Annotated in this window: 20 protein-coding genes; 16 read left to right on the forward strand and 4 right to left on the reverse strand. The window is 72.0% G+C overall.

What is annotated here, in order from left to right; all coding sequences use genetic code 11:
- Positions 1 to 219: 219 nt before the first annotated feature.
- The 4 genes from ACWY4P_RS39405 to ACWY4P_RS39420 form a co-directional block, all read right to left on the reverse strand.
- A complete protein-coding gene (locus ACWY4P_RS39405; protein WP_456205398.1) occupies positions 220 to 2,652 on the reverse strand; it encodes a transglutaminase family protein in 2,433 nt (810 codons plus the stop codon).
- Complete coding sequence (locus ACWY4P_RS39410) at positions 2,649 to 4,052, reverse strand: DUF58 domain-containing protein (protein WP_456205400.1); 1,404 nt, start codon at positions 4,050 to 4,052, stop codon at positions 2,649 to 2,651. Before ACWY4P_RS39410 ends, ACWY4P_RS39405 begins: the two co-directional genes overlap by 4 nt.
- Positions 4,052 to 5,167: an AAA family ATPase gene (locus tag ACWY4P_RS39415; protein WP_456205401.1), complete on the reverse strand. Its 1,116-nt coding sequence runs from the start codon at positions 5,165 to 5,167 to the stop codon at positions 4,052 to 4,054. Before ACWY4P_RS39415 ends, ACWY4P_RS39410 begins: the two co-directional genes overlap by 1 nt.
- A 202-nt stretch (positions 5,168 to 5,369) precedes the next feature.
- The gene (locus tag ACWY4P_RS39420; protein ID WP_456205403.1) at positions 5,370 to 5,945 is read right to left on the reverse strand and encodes a beta-class carbonic anhydrase; all 576 of its coding nucleotides are present in this window, start codon (positions 5,943 to 5,945) and stop codon (positions 5,370 to 5,372) included.
- Between the two features lie 417 nt (positions 5,946 to 6,362).
- On the opposite strand from ACWY4P_RS39420, the gene rsmH reads away from it, so the two are divergent.
- The 16 genes from rsmH to ACWY4P_RS39500 all read left to right on the forward strand — a co-directional run bounded on the left by rsmH (position 6,363) and on the right by ACWY4P_RS39500 (position 24,754).
- Positions 6,363 to 7,325: a 16S rRNA (cytosine(1402)-N(4))-methyltransferase RsmH gene (rsmH, locus tag ACWY4P_RS39425; protein ID WP_456205404.1), complete on the forward strand. Its 963-nt coding sequence runs from the start codon at positions 6,363 to 6,365 to the stop codon at positions 7,323 to 7,325.
- A gap of 220 nt (positions 7,326 to 7,545) precedes the next feature.
- A complete protein-coding gene (locus ACWY4P_RS39430; protein ID WP_456205405.1) occupies positions 7,546 to 8,106 on the forward strand; it encodes an FtsB family cell division protein in 561 nt (186 codons plus the stop codon).
- A gap of 55 nt (positions 8,107 to 8,161) precedes the next feature.
- Positions 8,162 to 10,159 carry a penicillin-binding transpeptidase domain-containing protein gene (locus tag ACWY4P_RS39435; RefSeq protein WP_456205406.1) on the forward strand — a complete coding sequence of 666 codons (1,998 nt, stop codon included), beginning with the start codon at positions 8,162 to 8,164 and terminating at the stop codon, positions 10,157 to 10,159.
- 90 nt (positions 10,160 to 10,249) lie between these two features.
- A complete protein-coding gene (locus tag ACWY4P_RS39440; protein WP_456205408.1) occupies positions 10,250 to 11,869 on the forward strand; it encodes a UDP-N-acetylmuramoyl-L-alanyl-D-glutamate--2,6-diaminopimelate ligase in 1,620 nt (539 codons plus the stop codon).
- 62 nt (positions 11,870 to 11,931) lie between these two features.
- Positions 11,932 to 13,377, forward strand: coding sequence for a UDP-N-acetylmuramoyl-tripeptide--D-alanyl-D-alanine ligase (locus ACWY4P_RS39445; RefSeq protein WP_456205409.1), 1,446 nt, complete (start codon positions 11,932 to 11,934; stop codon positions 13,375 to 13,377).
- Between the two features lie 8 nt (positions 13,378 to 13,385).
- Positions 13,386 to 14,453, forward strand: coding sequence for a phospho-N-acetylmuramoyl-pentapeptide-transferase (gene mraY / locus ACWY4P_RS39450; RefSeq protein WP_089514099.1), 1,068 nt, complete (start codon positions 13,386 to 13,388; stop codon positions 14,451 to 14,453).
- Entirely contained in the window at positions 14,438 to 15,886 is a 1,449-nt protein-coding gene (murD, locus tag ACWY4P_RS39455) for a UDP-N-acetylmuramoyl-L-alanine--D-glutamate ligase (protein ID WP_456205410.1), read from the forward strand. The genes mraY and murD overlap by 16 nt, the downstream gene beginning before the upstream one ends.
- Positions 15,887 to 15,940: 54 nt before the next feature.
- Positions 15,941 to 17,425 carry a putative lipid II flippase FtsW gene (gene ftsW / locus ACWY4P_RS39460; RefSeq protein WP_456205412.1) on the forward strand — a complete coding sequence of 495 codons (1,485 nt, stop codon included), beginning with the start codon at positions 15,941 to 15,943 and terminating at the stop codon, positions 17,423 to 17,425.
- A 6-nt stretch (positions 17,426 to 17,431) separates the two neighbouring features.
- Positions 17,432 to 18,526, forward strand: a complete 1,095-nt coding sequence (murG, locus tag ACWY4P_RS39465; RefSeq protein WP_456205414.1) for an undecaprenyldiphospho-muramoylpentapeptide beta-N-acetylglucosaminyltransferase — start codon at positions 17,432 to 17,434, stop codon at positions 18,524 to 18,526.
- Between the two features lie 65 nt (positions 18,527 to 18,591).
- Positions 18,592 to 19,389 (forward strand): cell division protein FtsQ/DivIB, encoded by a 798-nt coding sequence (locus ACWY4P_RS39470; protein ID WP_456205415.1) that lies wholly within the window; start codon positions 18,592 to 18,594, stop codon positions 19,387 to 19,389.
- A gap of 277 nt (positions 19,390 to 19,666) precedes the next feature.
- Complete coding sequence (gene ftsZ, locus ACWY4P_RS39475) at positions 19,667 to 20,905, forward strand: cell division protein FtsZ (RefSeq protein ID WP_456205416.1); 1,239 nt, start codon at positions 19,667 to 19,669, stop codon at positions 20,903 to 20,905.
- Between the two features lie 44 nt (positions 20,906 to 20,949).
- Positions 20,950 to 21,681 (forward strand): peptidoglycan editing factor PgeF, encoded by a 732-nt coding sequence (gene pgeF, locus ACWY4P_RS39480; protein WP_456205417.1) that lies wholly within the window; start codon positions 20,950 to 20,952, stop codon positions 21,679 to 21,681.
- A 3-nt stretch (positions 21,682 to 21,684) separates the two neighbouring features.
- The gene (locus ACWY4P_RS39485; protein ID WP_456205419.1) at positions 21,685 to 22,404 is read left to right on the forward strand and encodes a YggS family pyridoxal phosphate-dependent enzyme; all 720 of its coding nucleotides are present in this window, start codon (positions 21,685 to 21,687) and stop codon (positions 22,402 to 22,404) included.
- A gap of 123 nt (positions 22,405 to 22,527) precedes the next feature.
- The gene (locus ACWY4P_RS39490) at positions 22,528 to 23,142 is read left to right on the forward strand and encodes a cell division protein SepF (RefSeq protein ID WP_456205420.1); all 615 of its coding nucleotides are present in this window, start codon (positions 22,528 to 22,530) and stop codon (positions 23,140 to 23,142) included.
- Positions 23,143 to 23,214: 72 nt separating this feature from the next.
- On the forward strand, positions 23,215 to 23,511 hold the full coding sequence (locus ACWY4P_RS39495; protein ID WP_014180455.1) for a YggT family protein: 297 nt from the start codon (positions 23,215 to 23,217) through the stop codon (positions 23,509 to 23,511).
- Between the two features lie 49 nt (positions 23,512 to 23,560).
- Complete coding sequence (locus ACWY4P_RS39500) at positions 23,561 to 24,754, forward strand: DivIVA domain-containing protein (protein ID WP_456205421.1); 1,194 nt, start codon at positions 23,561 to 23,563, stop codon at positions 24,752 to 24,754.
- Positions 24,755 to 24,903 lie beyond the last annotated feature (149 nt).

Raw genomic sequence — 24,903 nt, forward strand, 5'->3', positions numbered from 1 at the left:
CGCTCCCGCCGGAGTGCCTCGGCCCCTGTTGACGGTCGACCACGCGCCGGAGTCGGCTCCGCCGCGTGGCCTCCGCGCGACGCATACAGACGCATACAGACGCATACAGAAGCGCGCACAAGCAAGCGCACACGTCATAGAGCGGGACACAGCACGAGCGAGGGGCGGTCGCCATCCGGCGGCCGCCCCTCGCCTCGCTTTCGCGTCCCTCGTCCCCCGTCAGCCCCGCTGGCGGCTGGGGCCGCCCCGCAGCTCGGACACCCACCGTGCCCACCGGGGCGCGCCCCACCGCTCGACCAGCGTGGACCAGCGAGCCGAGGCCGCCCACACCACCCGGACCGCCGACCGCGGGGCCAGCAGCGCCCGCAGCCGGCCCCATCGCCCGGCCTTGGCCCGGAATCCGGCCAGCACCAGCCGCACCTCGTCCCCGACGCCCGGCGCCGGGCGCGGCCGCGGCGCGAACAGCACCTGCTCGACCGCCTCGGCCACCCGCCGGGCCGCCTCGGCCGCCTCATGGTCGAGCTCCGCCATCCGCACGATGCGGCCCACCGCGTTGCGCGAGGTCTGGGAGTCGTCCGGCACGATCCCGAAATCCCAGGCGGTATCGAGCAGTTCCCGCCAGGCCGCCAGGACCCGGTCGGCCGCGTCCTGCTCGGTGCGCCCGCCCGAGCCGCTCAGTCTGCGGGCCCGGAGCCGCTGCCGCCACAGCATCGGCAGCAGGGGCACCACCAGCAGCAGCGCCGCGAACGAACTCCAGCCGATCTGCTTGCTGACCGACCAGCCGCCGCTCGAGGAGGGCCTGTCGGGCTGCTGGCCCGGGGCCCCGCCGCACTCGCCGAGCTTCTTCATGTCCTGCGCGCAGCTGTCCGACGCCGACGGCGCGACCGACGGCTCGTCGGACGCGGTGGGCGCCTGCGTCGGGTCATCGGTGGAGTCGCCGGAGGGCGGCTGCTCCATCGTGTAGTCGGGCGGGGTGCCGCGGCTGGGGGTGGGCTCGAAACGGGTCCAGCCGACGCCCTCGAAGTACAGCTCGGGCCAGGCGTGGGCGTCCTTGAGCCCGACCGACACCGAACCGTCGGCCTGCGCCGTGCCGGGGGTGAACCCGACGGCCACCCGGGCCGGGATGCCCAGCGTGCGGGCCATGGCCGCCATGGAGAAGGAGAAGTGGACGCAGAAGCCCTCCTTCTGCTGGAGGAACTTGACGATGGCGGCCGAGCCACTGCCCGACTGCACCCGCGTGTCGTAGCGGAAGCCGCCGCTCACGGCGAACCAGTCCTGGAGCTTCACCGCCTGCTCATACGCGTTCGAGGCGCCCGCGGTCACCTGGCGCGCCGTGCGGGCGACGACGGGCGGCAGCGAGTCCGGTACCTCGGTGTACTCCCGCAGCAGCTTCGCCGCCGGCTGTGGCGCGGCGGCCAGCTGCGCCGCCGTCGGCTCCACGACCAGGCTGTTGACCTGGTACCGCGCACCGCGGGTGGTCTGTCCCCGGTCGCCGACCAGCGTCCGGCCCTCCGGCTCATAGCGCCAGCGGCCGTCGATATCGACCTTGGTGGCCGGGTAGGGGAGGGGCAGCCAGTTCTGCGCGTACCAGTCGGCGGCCTGGATGGTGGTGTCGACCGAGGAGACACGGACGGAGGGGCCGAGACCGGCCGGGGTGGGCAGGTTGTCCGGCACGTCCTGGACATGCCGCTCCGAGGACTTCCACGCCGTCCCGTCGAACTTGTCCAGCGCGACGATCCGCAGATACATGTCCTGGGTGGTCTGGGAGGAGGTGCGGTACCGCAGCACCTCGCGGTTCTGCGGCTGGTTCAGGCTGTCCTGCAACGACACCAGCGGATTCACCGCCGAGATCGTGCCGTTTCCCCCGCCCCCGCCACCGCCGCCGTTCTGCTCGTCCAGCAGGCCGCCGTCCAGGGACGGCAGCACCGCGGGCACCGCCAGGGCGATGCCCAGCGCGAGCGCGCCGATCCTGCGGCCGGTGCGAACCGGGGCCAGCGCCGGGCTGCCGCCCGCCCCGGCCAGGCCCGAGGGCCCCATCCCGTACGGGCGCGGGGCGCCACCGCTGAACACCCGGCCCCACTGGGACAGCCGGTCCCGCCCCTCGGCCAGCAGCAACAGCAGATAGCCGGCCGCCGCCACCAGGAACCACAGCCAGTCGCTGCCGCCGTCGGACAGGCCGGCCGCGACCGAGTACAGCGCGAGCAGCGGCAGCCCGGCGGGGGCGGCGCTGCGGTAGGTCACCGCGAGCGCGTCGACCACAAGACCTATCACCAGCACCCCGCCCACCAGCAGCAGCTTGATGCCGTCGGTGACCGGCGCCGGGATCGCGTACTGCCCCACGTCGACCGTGCCCTGCTCCAGCAGACGCCCGAGCTCCTGGAACGCCTGCGGGCTCGGGAGCACCCCGGCGAGCGCCTCGTGGCGCGCGAAGGTGACCGTGAGCAGCAGCAGGCCCGTCACGGCCTGTGCCGCCAGCGTCAGCGGGCGCGCCAGCGGCACCCGGCGGGCCAGCGCGCCCACCGTGCTCTGGATCGCCAGCAGCAGCCCGGCCTGCACGAGCCAGCCGGGCTTGTTGACCAGCGGCAGCAGCGCGCAGGCCGCCGCCACCGTCGCCAGCGCGGCGCATATCGCCAGTCGCACGCTTCCGCTCATGCCCAGCCCCCTGTCATACCGCCGCCCGCCGGCGGCGGGCCGACGTCGGCCCGGACGCCGCCCTGGGCGTCGGCCTCCTGCCACAGCTGCGCCAGCGTGGTGCCCGGGGAGACCGGCAGCGCCGTCCACCCCGACTCCCGCAGCATCCGCAGCCGCTCCTCCAGACCGTGCGGGTCCGGGGCCCATGCGCCCCGGGACCAGGCGGCGCCGTCCAGGACGAACGCCACCGCCGTCCCGGTGCGGTGCCGCATCCGGCCGACCATCGTCGCCTGCTCCTCGTCCAGATCGCCGAGGAACGCCACCAGCAGTCCCTCGTTGCCCCCGCGCAGCGCCTCGTAGGACCGGGAGAGCCCGGCCTCCTCGGAGTGGTCCACCACCGCGAGGGTGTCGAGCATCAGCCCGGCCGTGTCCGCCGAGTCATGGCCCGAGCCGGTGAAGCCGCCCCCGCTGTCCGGGCCCGGCACCGAGCTGCCGGTGTCGGTCAGCAGCCGGACCCCGTAGCCCCGCTCCAGCAGGTGCACCGCGGCCGAGGCCGCTCCCGAGACCGCCCATTCGAAGGCCGAGTCCGGGCCTGAGCCCTGGTGGGCCACCTGCCGGGTGTCCAGCAGCACCGTGCAGCTGGCGCGCTGCGGCTGCTCCTCCCGGCGGACCATCAGCTCGCCGTAGCGCGCGGTGGACCGCCAGTGGACCCGGCGCAGGTCGTCGCCGTGGCGGTAGCCGCGCGGGATGACGTCGTCCTCGCCCGCGAGCGCGAGCGAGCGGTGCCGCCCGTCGCCGTAACCCATGGCCTCACCCGTGAAGCGCACCAGGGGCAGCGGCTCGACCCGCGGCACCACCGTCAGCGTGTCGTACGCGCTGAAGGAGCGGGTGAGCTCGCACATCCCGAACGGGTCGTTCAGCCGCAGCTGCAACGGGCCGAGCGGATAGCGGCCGCGCAGATCGGAGCGGACCCGATAGGACACCTCGCGGCGCCCGCCCGGCTCCACCCGGTCCAGTACGAAGCGGGGCCGCGGCCCGAGCACATACGGCACGCGGTCCTGGAGCATCAGCAGACCGGTGGGCAGCCGCGAGACATTGTCGATACGCAGATGCACCCGGGCCTCCGAGCCCGCCGGGACCCGCGCGGGGGAGAGCCGTCTGCTGCCCGCCACCCGGTAACGGGTGCGGTAGACCACGGCCACGCACACCAGGGGCAGCGCCGCGAGCAGCAGCCCGACCCGCAGCAGATCGGCCTGCCCCAGGACATAGCTGCACACCGCGGCCGCCACCCCGGCCGCCAGGAACGAGCGGCCGCGGGTGGTCAGGCCGGCGAGCGCCGCGCGCAACCCGCCCCGGTCCTCGCGGCCGTCGCCGTCGCCGTTGCCATCGCCGGGGACCATGGGCATCCCCCCTGCCGTCATCACAGCCTCCGCGCGCCCGGCGGCTGCTGGCCGTACTCAACCGGGGGCGCGGGTGGCACGGGGGGCATCGGACCGGCGCCGGGCGGCAGCGGCGCCCCTGGCGGCGGCATCGGGGCCGCGCCGGGCGGCACCTGGCCCACGCCGCGGGGGGCCGCGCTGGGCACCGGGGTGCGCTGGAGGATGTCCGTGACCACCTGCTCCGCGGTGCGCCGGTTCAGCTGGGCCTGTGCGGTCGGCAGCAGCCGGTGGGCCAGCACGGCCACGGCGAGCGACTGCACATCGTCGGGCAGGGCGAAGTCCCGCCCGGCCAGCGCCGCGGCCGCCTTGGCCGCCCGCAGCAGATGCAGCGTCGCCCGAGGGGACGCGCCCAGCCGCAGATCGGGGTGGTTGCGGGTGGCGGAGACCAGGTCGACCGCATACCGCCGGACCGCCTCGGCCACATGGACCTCGCGGACCGCCTCGATGAGCTTGGCGATCTCATGGGCGTGGGCCACCGGCTGTAGATCGTCCAGCGGGGAGACACCGCCATGGATGTCCAGCATCTGGAGCTCGGCCTGCGGGCTCGGATAGCCGATCGAGACACGCACCATGAAGCGGTCGCGCTGCGCCTCGGGCAGCGGGTAGGTGCCCTCCATCTCGATCGGGTTCTGCGTGGCCACGACCATGAAGGGGGTCGGCAGCTCGTAAGTCTGCCCGTCGATGGTGACCTGCCGCTCCTCCATCGACTCCAGCAGCGCCGACTGGGTCTTGGGCGAGGCCCGGTTGATCTCGTCGCCGATGACGATCTGGGAAAAGATCGCACCCGGCTTGAACTCGAAGTCCTTCTGCTGCTGGTCGTAGACGCTCACACCGGTGATGTCCGACGGCAGCAGGTCGGGCGTGAACTGGATACGGCGCACCGAACAGTCGATGGACTTCGCGAGCGCCTTGGCAAGCATGGTCTTTCCCACGCCCGGGACATCCTCCAGCAGGAGATGCCCCTCAGCGAGCAGTACGGTCAGCGAAAGCCGCACGACCTCGGGCTTGCCCTCGATCACACCCTCCACCGACCTGCGGATCCGCTCCGCTGTGGTGGTCAGATCGCTGAGGCTCGCTCGCTCGTCATAGGTCGTCACCCGGCCCTCCTCGGCCCGATCTCGGGCCGCTGCCCTCGGAACGGACCGGCCCACCGCAACACGCTGACATCGGCCCCCCGCAGACCGCGGGGGGTGATGTCACATACGCATTCTTGCGGTCCCTGCCTCATCTCGTCACTCGGCTGTGGATAACCCGGAGTGATTTGTCGGGACTGGGAGGCTTTGAGGAGTTAAAACGGGCTCACTCGCGTGGCGCCACCTCGCGCAGCAGACCCGTCGTCACGTCGAAGACGAAGCCGCGCACATCATCCGTGTGGAGCAGGAACGGAGAAGTCCGCACCCGCTGCATCGACTGGCGTACGTCGGTGTCGAGGTCCTTGAACGCCTCGACCGCCCACGACGGCCGCTGGCCGACCTCGGCCTCCAGATCGTGCCGGAAGTCCTCGGTCAGGTTCAGCAGGCCGCAGCCCGTGTGGTGGATGAGCACGACGCTGCGGGTGCCCAGCGCGCGCTGGCTGATCGTCAGGGAGCGGATGACGTCGTCGGTGACCACACCGCCCGCGTTGCGGATGGTGTGGCAGTCGCCCAGCTCCAGGCCGAGCGCCTCGTGCAGATCGAGACGCGCGTCCATGCAGGCGACCACGGCGACGCGCAGCACGGGGCGGGCGTCCATGCCGGGGTCCTGGAACTCGGCGGCATAGCGGCGGTTGGCCTCTACGAGGCGATCGGTGACGGTACCTCCCGTGCGGGCGGCGCTGTCGGCGCTGTCGGTGCTGTCGGTGGGCTGGGGCAGCGGCTGCGGCGCGGATATCGACATAGCTGGGACACTACCTTCCACCAGGGGTTTTTGTCTTTTCTTTAGATAGGGCAAACGGGTGCATCGACCGGCGCGCGGCCGCCCGTGTGAGGGACCACACACGGGCGGCGCCCGCGCCTCCGCGCGCCCGCGCCACATGTTTCGACGGGCTTCGACACCCGCGCCGGGCACGCTGGCCGGTTGGTTGACCGAAGGGACGAGTGGACTAAAGTGGCGCGAAGTGGGAGGCCCGACGCTCCCCAAGGATCCCGGATTTTCGCGTGAGCGCGGTGCGTACGTACCACTCGGCCTCCTCCCGCTCCGGCCGCCTGACGTCACTTCCCCGGCGCCAGTAGGTCACTTCCCCTTCAGAGCGGGTGGGGACCCGGCGGTGCGTGCCCTCCTCGCCCGACCCTCAGAAGGGCGCACGAGCAGCGCATGAGCAGCAACGCTCTCCACGTCCCCGTCATGCTCCAGCGCTGCCTGGACATGCTCGCCCCCGCCCTGGCGCGGCCCGGAGCGGTCGTGGTGGACTGCACGCTGGGCCTCGGCGGCCACAGCGAGGCGCTGCTGCGCACCTTCCCCGAGGCCAGGCTGGTCGCCCTGGACCGCGACCCGGCGGCGCTCGAGCTCTCCGGCGCGCGGCTGGCCCCCTACGGCGACCGGGCGACACTCGTCCACGCCGTCTACGACGAGCTCCCCGAGGTCCTCGACGGGCTCGGCATCCCGCGTGTCCAGGGGATCCTCTTCGACCTCGGCGTGTCCTCCATGCAGCTGGACGAGGCCGAGCGTGGCTTCGCGTACGCGCAGGACGCGCCGCTGGACATGCGGATGGACCAGACGACCGGGATCAGCGCGGCCGAGGTGCTCAACACGTACCCGCCGGGCGAACTGGTGCGGATCCTGCGGACCTATGGCGAGGAGAAGTTCGCCAGGAAGATCGTGGACGCGGTGGTGCGCGAGCGCGCGAAGGAACCGTTCCGCAACAGCGCCCGGCTGGTCGAACTGATCCGTGCAGCCCTGCCGCAGGCGGCCAAGCGCACCGGCGGCAACCCCGCCAAGCGCACCTTCCAGGCGCTGCGGATCGAGGTCAACGGCGAACTCACGGTCCTGGAACGCGCGATCCCGGCCGCCGTCGCGACCCTCGCGGTCGGCGGCCGGATCGCCGTCCTCTCCTACCACTCGCTCGAGGACCGCCTGGTCAAGCAGGTACTCGCAGCCGGCGCGGAGTCCACCGCGCCCCCCGGCCTGCCGGTCGTCCCCGAGCGCTACCAGCCCCGCCTCAAACTGCTCACCCGCGGCGCGGAGCTCCCCACGGAGGAAGAGATCGCCGAAAACCGCCGCGCCGCCCCCGCCCGCCTGAGGGGCGCGGAGCGCATCCGCGAGGAGGTCGCACCGTGAGCGACGCGCGCGCGATGGTGATGCCCGCGCTTTCGCCACGTGGGCGGAGAAGCGAGCGCGTAGGTGCCGCGGGCGCCGCGCGCGCGGCCGCCGGGTGGTGGGCGGCTCCGATGCCCGCGCCCTCGCCGTGCCCGCCGCAGGCGTCCGCGCCCTCGCGGCAGTGCCCGCCGCGGGGGCTTGGCGGTGGCGTGAGGCTGGATGGGGACGGGGGGACGTGGTGATGGCAGGGGGGTCGCGGGTGGCGCGGCGGACGCCGTTTGTGTTGCTGGTCGTCGTGTTGCTGGGCTCCGGGCTGATCGCGCTGCTGCTGCTCAACTCCTCCCTCAACCAAGGGTCCTTCGAGCTCAGCAGGCTGGAGAAGCAGAGCACCGAGCTCTCCGACGAGCGGCAGGCGCTCCAGCAGGAAGTGGACCGGCTCTCCGCGCCGGACGCGCTGGAGCGGCGGGCCCGGGAGCTCGGGATGGTGCCGGGCGGCAGCCCGGCCTTTCTGAACCCGGACGGCAGCGTCAGCGGCGCGCCCGCCCCCGCGTCGGGCGGGCCCTCGGTGTACCGCGCCCCCGCGCCGCCGCTGCCGTCGCTGCCCGCCGCGTCGCCCTCGGCCCAGGCCTCGGCGCCCGGGCCGACGGCCGCGTCGTCGGCGTCGTCGCCGGCGCCAGGCGGGGCGGCCGATGCCTCCCAGGCTTCCCCGGCACCGTCGGCGGCGCCCTCCCCTCAGGGCTCCGCGACAACCACCGCGCCCGGTGCCGCTCCGTCCGCGAACTCCACCCCCGCCCCCCGGTAGGTGACACGGTGACGCGACCCTCTGCCTGCGCCCAGCCCGGTCCGGGGACGGCAGCATGACGGCCCCGCGCGACCCCCGCCGCCTGCCGGGCCCCGCCGGACCGCCGCGGGGCGACGGCCGCCCGCGCCAGGGCGCGCCACGCCGCCCGGGCGACGGGCGCCCCGCCCCGCGGCGGTCCGGCGGGGCAGCCCGCCCGGCGCAGCCCGCCCGGCCGGGGAACGCCGCACCGCCGCTGCGGCTGGGCAGCCCGCGCCCCCGGCTGCGGCTGATCAGCCTCGGCCTCACCCTGATCATGCTGGCCTTCGTCGTACGGCTGTTGCAGGTGCAGGCCGTCGACGCAGGCGCGTACGCGTCGAAGGCCAATGTGAACCGCTACATCCCGGTCACGCTGGCCGCCGAGCGCGGCTCGATCACCGACCGCCACGGCGTCGACCTGGCCACCACCGTGGACGCGTACGACATCACCGCCGCCCCCGACCTCCTCGCCCCCGAGACGGCCAAGGTCGACGACGCGCCGCGCCAGGCCGCCGCGCTGCTCGCGCCGATCCTCGGCGCGGAGCAGGCGGACCTGGAGCGGAAGCTCACCGCCAATCCGAAGTCGAAGTACGTGGTGCTGGCCCGCCAGCAGTCCCCGCAGGTGTGGAAGCAGATCAAGGACCTCAAGAACGCGCTGGACGACGCGGCGGCCAAGGGCAAGGGCGTGAACGTCCTGGCCGGGGTCAACCGCGAGGCGCACAGCAAGCGCGTCTACCCGAACGGGGACCTCGCCGCCGGGGTGCTCGGCTTCGTGGACGCGGAGGGGCACGGCGCCGCGGGGGTCGAGCGGGAGCTGAACAAGCAGCTCGCGGGCAAGGACGGAAAGCGGGTCTACGCCCAGTCCGGCGGCCGTCAGGTGCCCACCGGAGACGTCAAGGAGCAGCCCGCGGTGCCCGGCAGCCACGTCGAGCTGACGATCGACCGCGACATCCAGTGGGCCGCGCAGAGCGCCATCAGCGAGCAGGTGAAGAAGTCCAGGGCGGACCGCGGCTATGTGGTCGTCCAGGACACCCGCACCGGCGAGATCCTGGCCCTGGCCAACGCCCCGGGGTTCGACCCGAACGACATCTCGGACGCGAACGCGGACGCGCTGGGCAACGCCGCGCTTTCGGACGCGTACGAGCCGGGCAGCGTCAGCAAGCTGATGTCGATGGCCGCCGTCCTGGAGGAGGGCGCCGCCACCTGGGACACCCATGTGGTGGTCCCCAACCGGCTGCCGCGCGCGGACCGCGCCTTCGCGGACGACATCGACCACCCCACCTGGTACCTCACCCTCAACGGGGTGCTCGCCAAGTCCAGCAACATCGGCACGATCCTCGCCACCGAGCAGCTGGGGAAGAACCAGAAGCAAGCCGACCGGATTCTCTATTCCTATCTGCGGAAGTTCGGGATCGGCGGCTACACCGGGCTCGGCTTCCCCGGCGAGACCCGGGGCATCCTGGCCAAGCCGGAGGACTGGAGCGCCTCACAGCAGTACACGATCCCCTTCGGCCAGGGGCTGTCGCTCAACGCCGTGCAGGCGGCCTCCGTCTACTCCACCATCGCCAACGGCGGCGAACGCATCCAGCCCTCCCTGGTACGCGGCACCCAGGGCTCCGGAGACCGTTTCACGGCCGCGCCGACCCCCAAGCGGACCCGGGTGGTCAGCGAGAAGACCGCGAAGACGCTCGCCTCGATGCTCGAGTCCGTCGTCGACAACCAGCAGGGCACCGGAACGAAGGCGAAGATCCCCGGCTACCGCGTCGCGGGCAAGACCGGCACGTCCAACCGGGTGGACCCCAAGACCGGCCGCTACCACGGCTACACCGCGTCCTTCGCGGGCTTCGCGCCCGCCGACCAGCCGCGGGTGACCGTGTACTGCGCCGTCCAGAACCCGACCAAGGGCAGCTACTTCGGCGGCCAGGTGTGCGGGCCGGTCTTCAAGCGGGTCATGGAGTTCTCGCTGAAGACGCTCCAGGTGGCCCCGTCCGGAAAGCGGGCGACGCGGCTGCCGGTCAGCTACGACCCCAGCGGGTGACTGTCAAGCCGTGACCCCGATCACTCCGCTTCCGCGCACACCACCCCCCTGATTTCGCGGGGGAGCGGGTCCGGCGGGTACGCTCACGCCGTGCCCCACGCTGATCAGTCTGAAACCTCTCGGCCCTTCCAGAAGGGTGTTCCCTCGGCCTACCCGGGAGCGGCGCCGCGACCCCGCCAGGTCCGCCCCATCCCGCTCAGGGAGCTGGCCGATCAGCTGGGGCTCGATGCCCCGCAGGCCCCGGAGGAGGCCACCGTCACGGGCATCACCCACGACTCGAGGGCCGTGCGCCCCGGCGATGTCTACGCGGCCCTGCCCGGCGCCCGCCTCCACGGCGCGGACTTCGCCGCCCAGGCCGCCGACCTCGGCGCCGTGGCCGTGCTCACCGACCCGGGCGGCGCCGACCGCGCGGCGGCCACCGGGCTGCCGGTCCTGGCCGTCGAGAACCCGCGCGGCCGGATGGGCGCCCTGGCCGTCACGATCTACGGCGAGCCGGGCCGGGACCTGCTGCAGATCGGCATCACCGGCACCTCGGGCAAGACCACGACCGCGTACCTCGTCGAGGGCGGGCTGAAGGCGGCCGCGGCCAAGGGCGACGGCTCGCTCACCGGCCTGATCGGCACCGTCGAGTCGCGGATCGGCGACGAGCGGATCAAATCCGAGCGCACCACCCCCGAGGCCACCGACCTGCAGGCCCTCTTCGCGGTGATGCGCGAGCGCGGGGTCCGCTCGCTGGCCATGGAGGTCTCCAGCCACGCCCTGGTGCTCGGCCGGGTCGACGGCTGCGTCTTCGACGTCGCCGTCTTCAACAACCTCAGCCCGGAGCACATGGAGTTCCACTCCGGCATGGAGGACTACTTCCAGGCCAAGGCCCAGCTGTTCACCAAGGCGCGCAGCCGCGCCGCGGTGATCAACCTGGACGACGAGTACGGCAAGCGCCTGGTGGACCTCTCCGAGGTCCCGGTCACCACCTTCTCCGCCGAGGGCCACCCCGACGCCCACTGGCGCGCGGCCGACGTGACGGTGGGCCCGCTCGGCTCCCAGTTCACCGTCCTCGGCCCGAACGGCGAGTCCGTGACCGCCGCCGCGCCGCTCGCGGGCGCCTTCAACGTCGCCAACGCGCTCGCCGCCGTCGTGGCGCTCGCCGTCGCCGGGATCGACCCGCAGACCGCCGCCGACGGCGTCGCGGCCGTCCCCGGGGTGCCCGGCCGGCTTGAGCGCGTCGACGCCGGACAGCCGTATCTCGCGGTCGTGGACTACGCCCACAAGACGGACGCCGTCGAGTCGGTGCTGCGCGCCCTGCGCAAGGTCACCGAGGGCAGGCTGCACGCCGTCCTCGGCTGTGGCGGCGACCGCGATCAGCAAAAACGCGGCCCTATGGGTGCCGCTGTCGCACGCTACGCCGACACCGCCGTGCTGACCTCGGACAACCCCCGCTCCGAGGACCCGCTGGCGATTCTGGCCACCATGCTCGCGGGCGCCGCCGAGGTGCCCGCCCACGAACGCGGCGATGTGCTGGTCGACGCCGACCGGGCGCACGCCATCGCCGCCGCCGTCGCCCGCGCCGAGCCCGGCGACACCGTGCTGGTCGCGGGCAAGGGCCATGAGCTGGGCCAGGACATCGCCGGGGTGGTACGACCCTTCGACGACCGCCAGGTACTGCGCGAAGCCATCGAGCTCGCCATCAAACGCCAAGACAACCAGGGATGACAGACCGCCATGCGCGCACCAGCCCCCTCCCGGCAGCTTCCCCGCACGGCCGGAGGTGATCAGTGATCGCTCTGTCCCTCGCCGAGATCATCGGCATCGTCGACGGACAGCCGCACGACATACCGGACACGGACCGCAGGGTCACCGGCCCCGTCGTGATCGACTCCCGTGAGGTGCGCCCGGGCGGCCTCTTCGCGGCGCTCCCCGGCGAGCGCGTGGACGGGCACGACTTCGCGCGCGGCGCGGTCGAGGACGGCGCGGTGGCGGTGCTGGCCGCCCGGCCCGTGCCCCCTGCCGTTGCCGCGGACGCGCCCGTACCGGCCATCGTCGTGCCCGATGTCCAGGCCGCCCTGGGGGCGCTGGCCCGCGCCGTCGTGCAGCGCCTGGACGCCACCGTGGTCGCGCTCACCGGCTCGGCGGGCAAGACCAGCACCAAGGACCTGATCGCGCAGCTGCTGCGGCGGCACGGCCCCACCGTGTGGACGCCGGGCTCGCTCAACAACGAGATCGGCCTGCCACTCACCGCGATGAGCGCCGACGAGACGACCCGCCATCTGGTGCTGGAGATGGGCGCCCGGGGCAAGGGCCACATCAAGTACCTGACGGACCTCACCCCGCCCCGCGTCGGCCTGGTCCTCAACGTCGGCACCGCCCACATCGGCGAGTTCGGCGGCCGCGAGGCGATCGCCGAGGCCAAGGGCGAGCTCGTCGAGGCCCTGCCCGCCGCCGCGGAGGGCGGGGTCGCGGTGCTCAACGCCGACGACCCCCTCGTACGCGCCATGGCGACGCGCACCAAGGCCCGTACGGTGCTGTTCGGCGAGGCCGCCGACGCCGACGTACGTGCCGAGAATGTCCGGCTCGCCGACGGCGGTCGGCCGTCCTTCACCCTTCACACCCCTACCGGGTGCAGTGAAGTGACCATGCGCCTGTACGGTGAGCACCACGTGTCGAACGCGCTTGCCGCGGCCGCCGTCGCCCACGAGTTGGGCATGTCCGTCGACGAGATCGCCGTGGCGCTCTCCGAGGCGGGCCAGCTCTCCCGCTGGCGGATGGAGGTCACCGAGCGCGCGGACGGCGTGACGGTCGTCAACGACGCCTACAACGCGAACCCCGAGTCCATGCGAGCCGCGCTGCGCGCGCTGGCCGCGATGGGCAAGGCCGGCGAGGCGGGAGGGGGGCGCACGTGGGCGGTGCTGGGTCCGATGGCCGAGCTCGGCGAGGAGTCACTGGCCGAGCACGACGCGGTCGGGCGGCTGGCCGTCAGGCTCAACGTCAGCAAGCTCGTGGCGGTCGGCGGCCAGGAGGCCGCATGGCTCGACATGGGCGCCAAGAACGAGGGTTCGTGGGGTGAGGAGTCGGTGCACGTGTCCGACGTGCGGGCGGCGGTCGATCTGTTGCGCAGCGAGCTGCGACCGGGGGACGTCGTGCTGGTGAAGGCATCCAGGTCGGTGGGGCTGGAGCGGGTCGCGCAGGCGTTGCTCGAGGGCGAGGGTGAGGTCGTCCGCTGATGGGTGGCATGAGGCAGATCCTCTTCTCGGGAGCCATCGGGCTCTTTCTGACCCTGATCGGCACCCCGCTGCTGATCAAGCTGCTGGCGCGCAAGGGCTACGGCCAGTTCATCCGGGACGACGGCCCGCGCAGCCACGGCAGCAAGAAGGGCACGCCCACCATGGGCGGCATCTCCTTCATCCTGGCCACGCTGATCGCCTACGCACTGACGAAGGTGATCACCGGCAGCGAGCCCACCTTCTCCGGCGTGCTGGTGCTCTTCCTGTTCGCCGGCATGGGCCTGGTCGGCTTCCTGGACGACTACATCAAGATCGTCAAGCAGCGGAGCCTGGGTCTGCGCGCCAAGGCCAAGATGCTCGGCCAGCTGATCGTCGGCGTCGCCTTCGCGATCCTCTCGCTGAACTTCGCCGACTCCCGGCAGCAGACCCCCGCCTCCGACCGGCTGTCCTTCGTCCAGGACTTCGGCTGGTCCTTCGGCCCGGTGATCTTCGCGATCTGGGCGCTGTTCATGATCCTGGCGATGTCGAACGGCGTGAACCTCACCGACGGCCTCGACGGCCTGGCCACCGGCGCGTCCGTGATGGTCTTCGGCGCCTACACCTTCATCGGCGTCTGGCAGTACCAGGAGTCCTGCGCCAACGCGCAGACCCTGACCAACCCCTCGTCGTGTTTCGAGGTCCGGGATCCGCTCGATCTCGCGGTCGTCGCCTCCGCGCTGATGGGCGCCTGCTTCGGCTTCCTGTGGTGGAACACCTCGCCCGCGAAGATCTTCATGGGTGACACCGGCTCCCTCGCGCTCGGCGGCGCGCTCGCCGGCCTGGCCATCTGCTCCCGCACCGAGCTGCTGATGGCCATCCTCGGCGGTCTGTTCGTCCTGATCACCATGTCCGTGGTCATCCAGGTCGGCTCCTTCCGGCTCACCGGGCGGCGCGTCTTTCGGATGGCGCCGCTACAGCACCACTTCGAACTCAAGGGGTGGAGCGAAGTCCTTGTGGTGGTCCGGTTCTGGATCATCCAGGGCATGTGCGTGATCGTCGGACTCGGCCTCTTCTACGGGGGATGGCGAGCGCAGTGACACTGGACGTCTCCGACCTCGCCGGGCGGCATGTCACCGTCGCCGGACTCGGCGTCTCCGGGGTCCCCGCGGCGCGTGCGCTGCGGGGCCTCGGGGCCACGGTGACCGTCGTCAACGGCAACGACGGCGAGCGGCAGCGCGCCGAGGCGGCCGAGCTGGAGACGCTGGGCGTCACGGTCCGGCTCGGCGACGGAGACACTCTCCCCCCGGGCACCGAGCTGATCGTCACCACGCCCGGCTGGAAGCCGAGCAGCCCGCTGTTCCTGGCGGCCGCCGAGGCCGGCGTGCCGGTGTGGGGGGATGTGGAGCTGGCCTGGCGGCTGCGCGGCGCTGACGCGCCGCCGTGGCTCGCGGTCACCGGCACCAACGGCAAGACCACCACCGTGCGCATGCTGGCCGCCATCCTGGAGGCGGCCGGGCTGCGCACCGCCGCCGTCGGCAACATCGGCGTCTCGCTGCTGGACGTGGTGCTCGGCGAGGAGCCGTACGACGTGCTGGCCGTCGAGCTCTCCAGCTACCAGCTGCACTGGGCGCCGTCGCTGCGCGCCCACTCCGGCGCCGTGCTCAACCTCGCGCCCGACCACCTCGACTGGCACGGCTCGATGGCGGCGTACGCGGCCGACAAGGGCCGTATCTACGAGGGCAACCAGGTCGCCTGCGTCTACAACGTCGCCGACCCGGCCACCGAGGACCTGGTGCGCGCGGCCGAGGTCGAGGAGGGCTGCCGCGCGATCGGCTTCACCCTCGGCACCCCCGGCCCGTCCCAGTTCGGCGTCGTCGAGAACATCCTGGTCGACCGGGCCTTCGTGGCGGACCGGCAGAAGCAGGCCCAGGAGCTCGCCGAGGTCTCCGATGTGAATCCGCCGGCCCCGCACAACATCGCCAACGCCCTTGCGGCGGCCGCCCTGGCCCGCGCCTTCGGCGTCCCGCCCAGCGCCGTACGGGACGGGCTGCGCGCCTTCCGGCCCGACCCGCACCGCGTCGAGCATGTCGCGGACGTGGCCGGGGTGGCGTACGTGGACGACTCCAAGGCCACCAACACCCACGCGGCCCAGGCGTCGTTGGACAGCTTCGAGCACATCGTGTGGATCGCGGGCGGCCTGGCCAAGGGCGCCACCTTCGACGAACTGGTCGTCGCCTCGGCGAAGCGGCTGCGCGGGGTCGTGCTGATCGGCGCGGACCGCGCCCTGATCCGCGAAGCGCTCACGCGACACGCGGCAGATGTCCCGGTTGTGGACCTCGACCGGACCGACACTGGGGCGATGGCGGCGGCTGTCCGGGAAGCGGCCCGGCTCGCCCGGCCGGGCGATACGGTCCTGTTGGCCCCGGCCTGCGCCTCGATGGACATGTTCGTCAATTACAACAAGCGGGGCGACGCCTTCGCCGCGGCGGTTCACGACCTGGCCTCCGGCCGGGTCCCGGACGATCAGTAACCCGCCGATCCCCCGCGCGGACCGCTCGCGCGGGGACCTTGGAGGGGATACGACATGACGGCTGACCAGCCGGCCGCGCCGCGACCCTGGAGGCCCGGCCGCCCGGGCGCCGGCCGCGGCGCGCCACGGGCCCAGGCGGCCCCCAGGGCTCAGGCGACCCCGCGAGCCCAGGCCGCCTCGCGGGAGCGGGCTGCCGCGCGCGAGCGGGCCCTGCGCTTCGCCCGCCCCGAGCGCGGCCCGGGAGCCCCCCGCCCGCCGCGCCGCCCCACCCGCGGGAGCCTGCTGGAGGCGCTGCGCGGCGCCCAGACGCGGGTGAGAAAGGCGTGGGACCGGCCGCTGACCGCGTACTACCTGATCATGGGCGGCAGCCTGCTGATCGTCGTGCTCGGCCTGGTGATGGTCTACTCCGCCTCCCAGATCAAGGCGCTGCAGTCGGGCCTGGCCCCCTCCTACTTCTTCCGCAAGCAGCTGCTCGCCGCCGTGCTGGGCGGAGCGCTGCTGCTGCTCGCCGTGCGCATGCCCATCAAGCTGCACCGCGCCTTCGCCTATCCGCTCCTCGCGGGGTCGGTCTTCCTGATGTGCCTGGTCCAGGTGCCGGGGATAGGAGTGGCGGTCAACGGCAACCAGAACTGGATCTCCTTCGGCGGCCCGTTCCTGCTGCAACCCTCCGAATTCGGCAAGCTCGCGCTGGTGCTGTGGGGGGCCGATCTGCTGGCCCGCAAGCAGGACAAGCGGCTGCTGACCCAGTGGAAGCACCTGCTGGTCCCGCTGGTGCCCGCGGCGGCCCTGCTGCTCGGCCTGATCATGCTGGGCGGGGACATGGGCACCGCGATCATCCTCACCGCCATCCTCTTCGGCCTGCTGTGGCTGGCCGGGGCCCCCACCCGGCTGTTCGCCGGCGTGCTCGCCTTCGCCGTGGCGATCGGCGTGCTGCTGATCAAGACCAGCGCCAACCGGATGTCCCGGCTCGCCTGCATCGGGGCCACCGAGCCCGGCCCCAATGATCAGTGCTGGCAGGCGGTGCACGGGATCTACGCCCTCGCCAACGGCGGCTGGTTCGGTTCCGGACTGGGTGCAAGTATGGAAAAATGGGGCGAACTACCCGAGCCGCACACCGACTTCATCTTCGCCATTACCGGGGAGGAACTCGGCCTCGCGGGGACGCTGTCGGTGCTCGTCCTCTTCGCGGCTCTAGGCTATGCGGGTATCCGCGTGGCCGGACGCACGGAGGACCACTTCGTGAGGTATGCCGCGGGAGGCGTGACCACCTGGATCACGGCCCAGGCCGTGGTCAATATCGGTGCGGTGCTCGGTCTGCTGCCGATCGCCGGGGTCCCGCTCCCGCTGTTCTCCTACGGAGGATCCGCCCTGCTGCCGACCATGTTCGCGATCGGCCTGTTGATCGCCTTCGCGCGGGCTGAGCCGAGCGCGCAGGCGGCGCTGGCCACGCGGCAGCCTGCTTTGCGGAAGAAGCTGGCTCGGGTGAGACGGAAGACGATGAGACGGCGCGTCAAGAAGCGACCGTCCGGAGAGCGGTGAATTTCGGTGCATGTCGTACTCGCCGGTGGGGGGACCGCCGGCCACATCGAGCCCGCGCTCGCCCTCGCGGACGCCCTGCGCAGGCAGGATCCGACCGTGGGGATCACGGCGCTCGGCACGGAGCGGGGACTCGAGACCCGGCTTGTGCCCGAGCGGGGTTATGAACTCGGGCTGATCCCCGCCGTACCGCTGCCGCGCAAGCCAACCCCTGAGCTGATCACTGTCCCCGGGCGGCTGCGCGGCACGATCAAGGCTGCCGAGCAGATCCTGGAGCGCACCAAGGCCGACTGCGTGGTCGGCTTCGGCGGCTATGTGGCGCTGCCCGGCTATCTGGCCGCGAAGCGGCTCGGGGTGCCCATCATCGTCCACGAGGCCAACGCCCGGCCGGGCCTCGCCAACAAGATCGGCTCCCGCTACGCCAAGTTCGTCGCGGTCTCCACCCCGGACAGCAAGCTGCGCGGCGCCCGCTACGTGGGCATCCCGCTGCGCCGCACCATCGCCACCCTCGACCGGGCGGCGGTCCGCCCCGAGGCGCGCGCCGCCTTCGGCCTCGACCAGAACCTGCCGACGCTGCTGGTCTCCGGCGGCTCGCAGGGCGCGCGCCGGCTGAACGAGGTGGTCCAGGCGGTCGCCCCGTTCCTGCAGCGGGCCGGAATCCAGATCCTGCACGCGGTCGGGCCGAAAAACGAACTGCCGCGCGTGGACAACATGCCCGGTATGCCGCCCTATGTACCGGTACCGTACGTGGATCGGATGGACCTCGCGTACGCCGCGGCGGACATGATGCTCTGCCGCGCGGGCGCGATGACCGTCGCCGAGCTGTCCGCCGTCGGGCTGCCGGCCGCCTACGTCCCACTGCCCATCGGCAACGGCGAGCAGCGGCTCAACGCCCAGCCACTGGTCAAGGCCGGCGGCGGGCTGCTGGTCGACGACGCGGAGCTGACCCCCGAGTGGGTGCAGTCCCATGTGCTCCCGGTGCTCGGTGACCCGCACCGGCTGTACGAGATGTCCCGGCGCGCCGCCGAGTTCGGCCGCCGGGACGCCGACGAGCTGCTGGTCGGCATGGTGTACGAGGCAATCGCGGCACGCCGCCAGAGGTGAGGCCGGGCCGGTCCGGAGGGTGACCTCCGGGACCCTCCGGACCGGAAGAAAGAAGGTGGGGAAGCGTGGCCGGAGCGACGACCGCCAAGGGCGGCGCCCGAAGGACACCGCCGCCCGGCCCGCCCCCGCCCGCCCTCAAGGCGCGCCGCCGCCTCCGGCTCCCGCGCCGCCGCACGGTGCTGGTGACGGGGGTGGCGGCGGCGCTCCTCGGCTCCGGCGTCACCTGGCTGCTGTACGGGTCGAGCTGGCTGCGGGTCGAGCATGTGGCCGTCAGCGGCACGGCCGCCCTGACCCCCGACGAGGTGCGCGAGGCCGCCGCCATCCCGCTGGACGAGCCGCTGGCGGCGGTGGACACCGACTCCGTCGAGCACAGGCTGCGGGCGCGGCTGTCGCGGATAGCGGAGGTGGATGTCTCGCGGTCCTGGCCGGACACCATCGCCGTACGGGTGACCGAGCGCAGGCCCGAGGCGATCGTCCAGAAGAACGGCAAGTTTCTCGAAGTGGATGAGGAAGGAGTGCTGTTCGCGACCGTTCCACAGGCGCCGAAGGGCGTTCCGCTGCTGGAAGTGGAGGCGGACCGGTCGCCGAGTTCCCGCCATTTCGGCGCGGTCAGGCTGCGTCGCGAAGCGATCGGCGTGATCGCCCAACTGCCGGAAAAGGTCCGGGTGGACACTCTCTCGGTACGCGTTCGTTCCTTTGACTCGATCACGCTCGGGCTGACCCGCGGCCGCACGGTCGTGTGGGGCAGCTCCGAGCGCGGGGCGGCGAAGGCGAAGACTCTCACCGCGCTCATGAAGGCCGTGCCGGACGCGGAGCGCTACGACGTCAGTGCGCCGACCGCCCCCGCCGTGTCGCATAGTTGACGTGCATAGCGGCAGGCCAGGACCCTGGTTGGCTAGCCCGCTGGGTGATCACATAGGGTGAAAAGAAAAACGGGAGGTTCGGCGTGTTCGTTGAACGCGCGCCACTTGTCGACTTAGTGTCCTGTTCCGAAGACTCCAGGAAACAGAGGCACTGGTAACCCTAAACTTCAGCGTTAGGGTTGGGGTCGGCGATCAGAACCGTCCCATTCGGCATCAGTCGGCGCACCGCGGCAACAGCGGGGTGACGACACGTAACTCGAGGCGAGAGGCCTTCGACGTGGCAGCACCGCAGAACTACCTCGCAGTCATCAAAGTCGTCGGCATCGGCGGCGGTGGCGTGAATGCCATCAACCGGATGATCGAGGTCGGGCTCAAGGGCGTCGAGTTCATCGCGATCAACACCGATGCGCAGGCCCTGCTGATGAGTGACGCGGACGTCAAACTCGACGTCGGTCGCGAGCTCACCCGCGGCCTCGGCGCCGGCGCCAATCCCGACGTCGGCCGGAAGGCCGCCGAGGACCACCGAGAGGAGATCGAGGAGGTCCTCAAGGGGGCCGACATGGTCTTCGTCACCGCGGGCGAGGGCGGCGGCACCGGCACCGGCGGCGCGCCCGTCGTCGCCAACATCGCCCGCTCGCTGGGCGCACTGACGATCGGCGTGGTCACCCGTCCGTTCACCTTCGAGGGCCGCCGCCGCGCCAATCAGGCCGAGGACGGCATCGCGGGGCTGCGCGACGAGGTCGACACCCTCATCGTGATTCCGAACGACCGGCTGCTGTCCATTTCGGACCGTCAGGTGAGCGTGCTCGACGCGTTCAAGTCCGCGGACCAGGTACTGCTGTCGGGCGTTCAGGGCATCACCGACCTGATCACCACCCCGGGTCTGATCAACCTCGACTTCGCGGACGTCAAGTCGGTGATGTCCGAGGCGGGCTCGGCGCTCATGGGCATCGGCTCGGCCCGCGGCGACGACCGCGCGGTGGCCGCCGCCGAGATGGCGATCTCCTCGCCGCTGCTGGAGGCCTCCATCGACGGTGCGCGCGGCGTGCTGCTCTCCATCTCCGGCGGTTCCGACCTCGGCCTGTTCGAGATCAACGAGGCCGCCCAGCTGGTGAGCGAGGCCGCGCACCCCGAGGCCAACATCATCTTCGGCGCGGTGATCGACGACGCGCTCGGCGACGAGGTCCGGGTCACCGTCATCGCGGCCGGCTTCGACGGCGGCCAGCCGCCGGCCAAGAACCGTGACAAGGTGCTCGGCTCCTACGGCGGCGGCCGCGACGAGGGCCTCGGCTCGGTCGGCGCCGGCACCGGCCGTTCGTCCTCCGACACCGGTAGCCGGCCGTCCTTCGGCGGGCTCGGCAGCGTCACCCCGCGCGAGGAGGAGCCCGCGCCCGCGCCGACCCCCGTCGCCGAGGTCCCGCCGCCCGCCCCGATGCCCGCCCCCCAGGTCCCGCCGGCCCGTCCGTACCCGGAGAGCCAGGCCGAGGAGCTGGACGTGCCGGACTTCCTCAAGTGAGCCGTGCCGACATGGCTCCACGGCGATCCTGAAGCGATCCAGAAGTGATAGCGCAACAGCACGACGCGAGCGGCGCGCACTTCGCCTTCACCGACCGGTGGGGCGGAGTGAGCGCCGCTCCGTATGACGAGCTCAACCTCGGCGGCGCGGTCGGCGACGACGCCGCGGCCGTACGGACCAACCGCGAACTGGCCGCCAAGGCGCTGGGCCTGGACCCGGCCGAGGTCGTCTGGATGAACCAGGTGCACGGCCGGGACGTGGCCGTGGTCGACGGGCCGTGGGGGGACCGCGAGGTCCCGGCGGTCGACGCGGTGGTGACGGCCCGTCGAGGGCTCGCCCTCGCCGTCCTCACCGCCGACTGCACCCCGGTGCTGCTGGCCGATCCGGTGGCCGGGGTCGCCGGGGCCGCGCACGCCGGCCGGCCGGGCCTGGTCGCCGGGGTCGTGCCCGCGGTGGTGCGGGCGATGACCGAACTGGGCGCGGACCCCGCCCGGATTCTCGCCCGTACGGGCCCCTCGGTCTGCGGGCGCTGCTACGAAGTACCCGAGGCGATGCGCGCCGAGGTCGCCGAGACCGTGCCCGCGGCGTGGGCCGAGACCAGCTGGGGCACTCCGGCGGTGGATGTGACCGCCGGGGTGCGCTCCCAGCTCGCGCACGCGGGTGTGGAGACGGACGAACAGCCCCATGTCTGCACGCTGGAATCAGCGGACCACTTCTCGTACCGACGCGAGCGCACCACCGGGCGGCTCGCGAGCTATGTCTGGTTGGGCGGCTGAGCTGTGACGGATCGCAGAACGGAACTGGCCGAAAATCTGGCCCGCGTGGAGGAACGTATCTCCGCGGCTTGTGCGGCTGCCGACCGCAAACGTGAAGAAGTCACGTTGATTGTGGTGACCAAGACCTACCCGGCGAGCGATGTCCGGCTCCTCGCGGAACTCGGCGTTCATCATGTGGCGGAGAACCGCGACCAGGACGCCGCCCCCAAAGCGGCCGAATGTGCCGATATTCCGCTGATTTGGCACTTTGTTGGGCAATTGCAGACCAATAAGGTGCGATCGGTGGCTAGTTATGCCGATATGGTGCAATCCATCGACCGTAAGCGGCTGGTTGACGCGCTGTCGCGCGCGGCGGTGGCGGCCGGCCGTGAACTCGGCTGTCTGCTCCAGGTGGCCCTCGATGCGGAGTCGGGTCAACAGGGAGAGCGGGGAGGTGTCGCGCCGGACGGGGTGGAGGCGCTCGCTGACGCGGTGGTCGAGGCTCAAGGGCTGCGGCTGGACGGGCTGATGACGGTGGCCCCGCTGGCCGGGCCGTACGCGGGGCGGCCGCGGGCCGCCTTCGGCCGGCTGATGGAAATCTCATCCCGCCTGCGCGCGGCCCATCCTGCTGCGAACATGGTCTCGGCGGGGATGAGCTCGGATCTCGAGGACGCGGTGGCGGCCGGAGCGACACATGTGCGCGTCGGCACGGCGGTACTCGGAGTCCGACCCAGGCTCCGGTAACGTCGCGAAGAAGTCGGACCACAGCAGAAAATATGGTCATTCCCGCCAAAAGGCGGGCAGGCCGCGTGGATCCAAGGCATCCGGTGGCGGAGCCGATCCACCACAGAGCGGAGGACGCAGAGAATGGCCGGCGCGATGCGCAAGATGGCGGTCTACCTCGGCCTCGTGGAGGACGATGGGTACGACGGCCGGGGATTCGACCCCGACGACGAGTTCGAGCCCGAGCCGGAGCCCGATCGGGATCGTCGCAGGCATCAGGTGGCGGAAACCGAGCCGCGGCCGGAGAGGGGCGAATCTGTACGAGTCGTCCATCCCCCGGCACAGCGTGAACCCGCCCCGCTCGTAGCGGAAACCGGGCGACCCGCGCGAATCGCCCCCGTGGCATCCATCACACCTGAACGTCAGAACTTGGAGAAGAACGCGCCGGTGATCATGCCCAAGGTCGTGTCCGAGCGAGAGCCGTACCGCATCACGACGCTGCACCCCAGGACCTACAACGAGGCCCGTACTATCGGGGAACACTTCCGTGAGGGTACTCCGGTGATCATGAATCTGACGGAGATGGACGACACGGACGCAAAGCGACTTGTCGACTTTGCGGCCGGACTCGTCTTCGGCCTCCATGGGAGCATTGAGCGGGTGACTCAGAAGGTGTTTCTGTTGTCTCCTGCTAACGTCGATGTCACGGCGGAGGACAAGGCCCGTATCGCAGAGGGCGGGTTCTTCAACCAAAGCTGAGACGCAACACGGCAACACCGAGTCATCAACAGGCCGTACGGCCGAGCATGCATGGGGAGAGGGACGCGCGGGATGGGCATCGCACTGCAGGTGATCTACATCGCGCTGTATTGCTTCCTGATCGTGCTGATCTTCCGGCTGGTGATGGACTACGTCTTCCAGTTCGCCCGCTCGTGGCAACCCGGCAAGGCGATGGTGGTCATCCTGGAGGCCGCCTACACTGTCACCGATCCGCCGCTGAAGCTTCTGCGGCGGTTCATCCCGCCGTTGCGTCTCGGGGGTGTGGCGCTCGACCTGTCCTTCTTCGTTCTGATGATCATCGTCTGGATCCTGATCACCGTCGTCCGCAACTTTGCGAGCAGCGTGTGAACGATACGGTCTTGCCGATTGCCGACGACTACGTTGAGGTGAGTTAGAGATGCCGTTGACCCCCGAGGACGTGCGGAACAAGCAGTTCACGACCGTCCGCCTCCGAGAAGGCTATGACGAGGACGAGGTCGATGCCTTCCTCGACGAGGTCGAAGCCGAACTGACTCGGCTGTTGCGGGAGAACGAGGATCTGCGCGCCAAGCTGGCAGCCGCGACCAGGGCTGCCGCTCAGAGTCAGCAGCAGAACATGCGTAAACCGCCGGAACAGCAGGAGCGACCCGGCGCCCCTGTGCCCGCCGCCATATCCGGACCGCAGCCCGTGCCGCCCGGCCAGCAGCAGATGGGTGGCCCGCCCCAACTTCCGGGCGGTGCCCCGCAGCTGCCGGCAGGCCCGATGGGTCAGGGTGGACCGGGTCAGATGGGCCAGGGCGGCCCCGGACCGATGGGCCAGGGTGGCCCGATGGGTCAGGGCGGTCCGATGGGCCAGGGTGGCCCGATGGGCCAGGGTGGCCCCATGGGTCAGGGTGGCCCGATGGGCCAGAACGGTCCGATGGGTCCCGGTGGCCCCATGGGCGGTCCGATGGGCGGCCCCGGTGGCCCGCAGCTGCCGCAGCCGGGCCAGGGCCCGGGCGGCGACAGTGCCGCGCGCGTGCTCTCGCTCGCGCAGCAGACCGCCGACCAGGCGATCGCCGAGGCCCGTTCCGAGGCCAACAAGATCGTCGGTGAGGCCCGCAGCCGCGCCGAGGGCCTGGAGCGGGACGCCCGCGCCAAGGCCGACGCGCTGGAGCGGGACGCGCAGGAGAAGCACCGCGTCGCGATGGGCTCGCTGGAGTCGGCCCGCGCCACGCTGGAGCGCAAGGTCGAGGACCTGCGCGGCTTCGAGCGCGAGTACCGCACGCGGCTGAAGTCGTACCTGGAGAGCCAGCTGCGCCAGCTGGAGAACCAGGCCGACGACTCCCTGGCCCCGCCGCGCACCCCGGCGACCGCCTCGCTGCCGCCGTCCCCGTCCATGACCGGCTCCATGGCCTCGGCCGGCGCGGGCACGATGGGCGGCCACACCATGGGCGGCAACCAGCCCATGGGCGGCCACACCCAGGGCGGCGCGCCGTCCTACGGTGGCCAGCAGCAGATGTCCCCCGCGATGACCCAGCCGATGGCCCCGGTCCGCCCGCAGGCCCCGCAGCCGATGCAGCAGGCGCCGAGCCCCATGCGCGGGTTCCTCATCGACGAGGACGACAACTGACGCGGCGGCGCGCGGCGTAGCGCGCAGCGCGTAAAGGTCGGTAATCAGACGGGCCGGGCCCGGGAGCGATGCTCCCGGGCCCGGCCCGTTTCGTGCGCCTAAACCGGCGCCGCTCTCGCGGACTGGGTTGCGTAACCGTATTCACGCGG

The organism is Streptomyces sp. LZ34 (genome assembly GCF_053890475.1).

Excerpts from the sequence above, each read along its gene's own strand:
- ACWY4P_RS39405 (WP_456205398.1), bottom strand. The coding sequence starts at position 2,652 with ATGAGCGGAAGCGTGCGACTGGCGATATGCGCCGCGCTGGCGACGGTG.
- ACWY4P_RS39410 (WP_456205400.1), bottom strand. The coding sequence starts at position 4,052 with ATGACGGCAGGGGGGATGCCCATGGTCCCCGGCGATGGCAACGGCGAC.
- ACWY4P_RS39420 (WP_456205403.1), bottom strand. The coding sequence starts at position 5,945 with ATGTCGATATCCGCGCCGCAGCCGCTGCCCCAGCCCACCGACAGCACC.
- rsmH (WP_456205404.1), top strand. The coding sequence starts at position 6,363 with ATGAGCAGCAACGCTCTCCACGTCCCCGTCATGCTCCAGCGCTGCCTG.
- ACWY4P_RS39430 (WP_456205405.1), top strand. The coding sequence starts at position 7,546 with ATGGCAGGGGGGTCGCGGGTGGCGCGGCGGACGCCGTTTGTGTTGCTG.
- ACWY4P_RS39435 (WP_456205406.1), top strand. The coding sequence starts at position 8,162 with ATGACGGCCCCGCGCGACCCCCGCCGCCTGCCGGGCCCCGCCGGACCG.
- mraY (WP_089514099.1), top strand. The coding sequence starts at position 13,386 with ATGAGGCAGATCCTCTTCTCGGGAGCCATCGGGCTCTTTCTGACCCTG.
- murD (WP_456205410.1), top strand. The coding sequence starts at position 14,438 with ATGGCGAGCGCAGTGACACTGGACGTCTCCGACCTCGCCGGGCGGCAT.
- ftsW (WP_456205412.1), top strand. The coding sequence starts at position 15,941 with ATGACGGCTGACCAGCCGGCCGCGCCGCGACCCTGGAGGCCCGGCCGC.
- ACWY4P_RS39490 (WP_456205420.1), top strand. The coding sequence starts at position 22,528 with ATGGCCGGCGCGATGCGCAAGATGGCGGTCTACCTCGGCCTCGTGGAG.
- ACWY4P_RS39495 (WP_014180455.1), top strand. The coding sequence starts at position 23,215 with ATGGGCATCGCACTGCAGGTGATCTACATCGCGCTGTATTGCTTCCTG.
- ACWY4P_RS39500 (WP_456205421.1), top strand. The coding sequence starts at position 23,561 with ATGCCGTTGACCCCCGAGGACGTGCGGAACAAGCAGTTCACGACCGTC.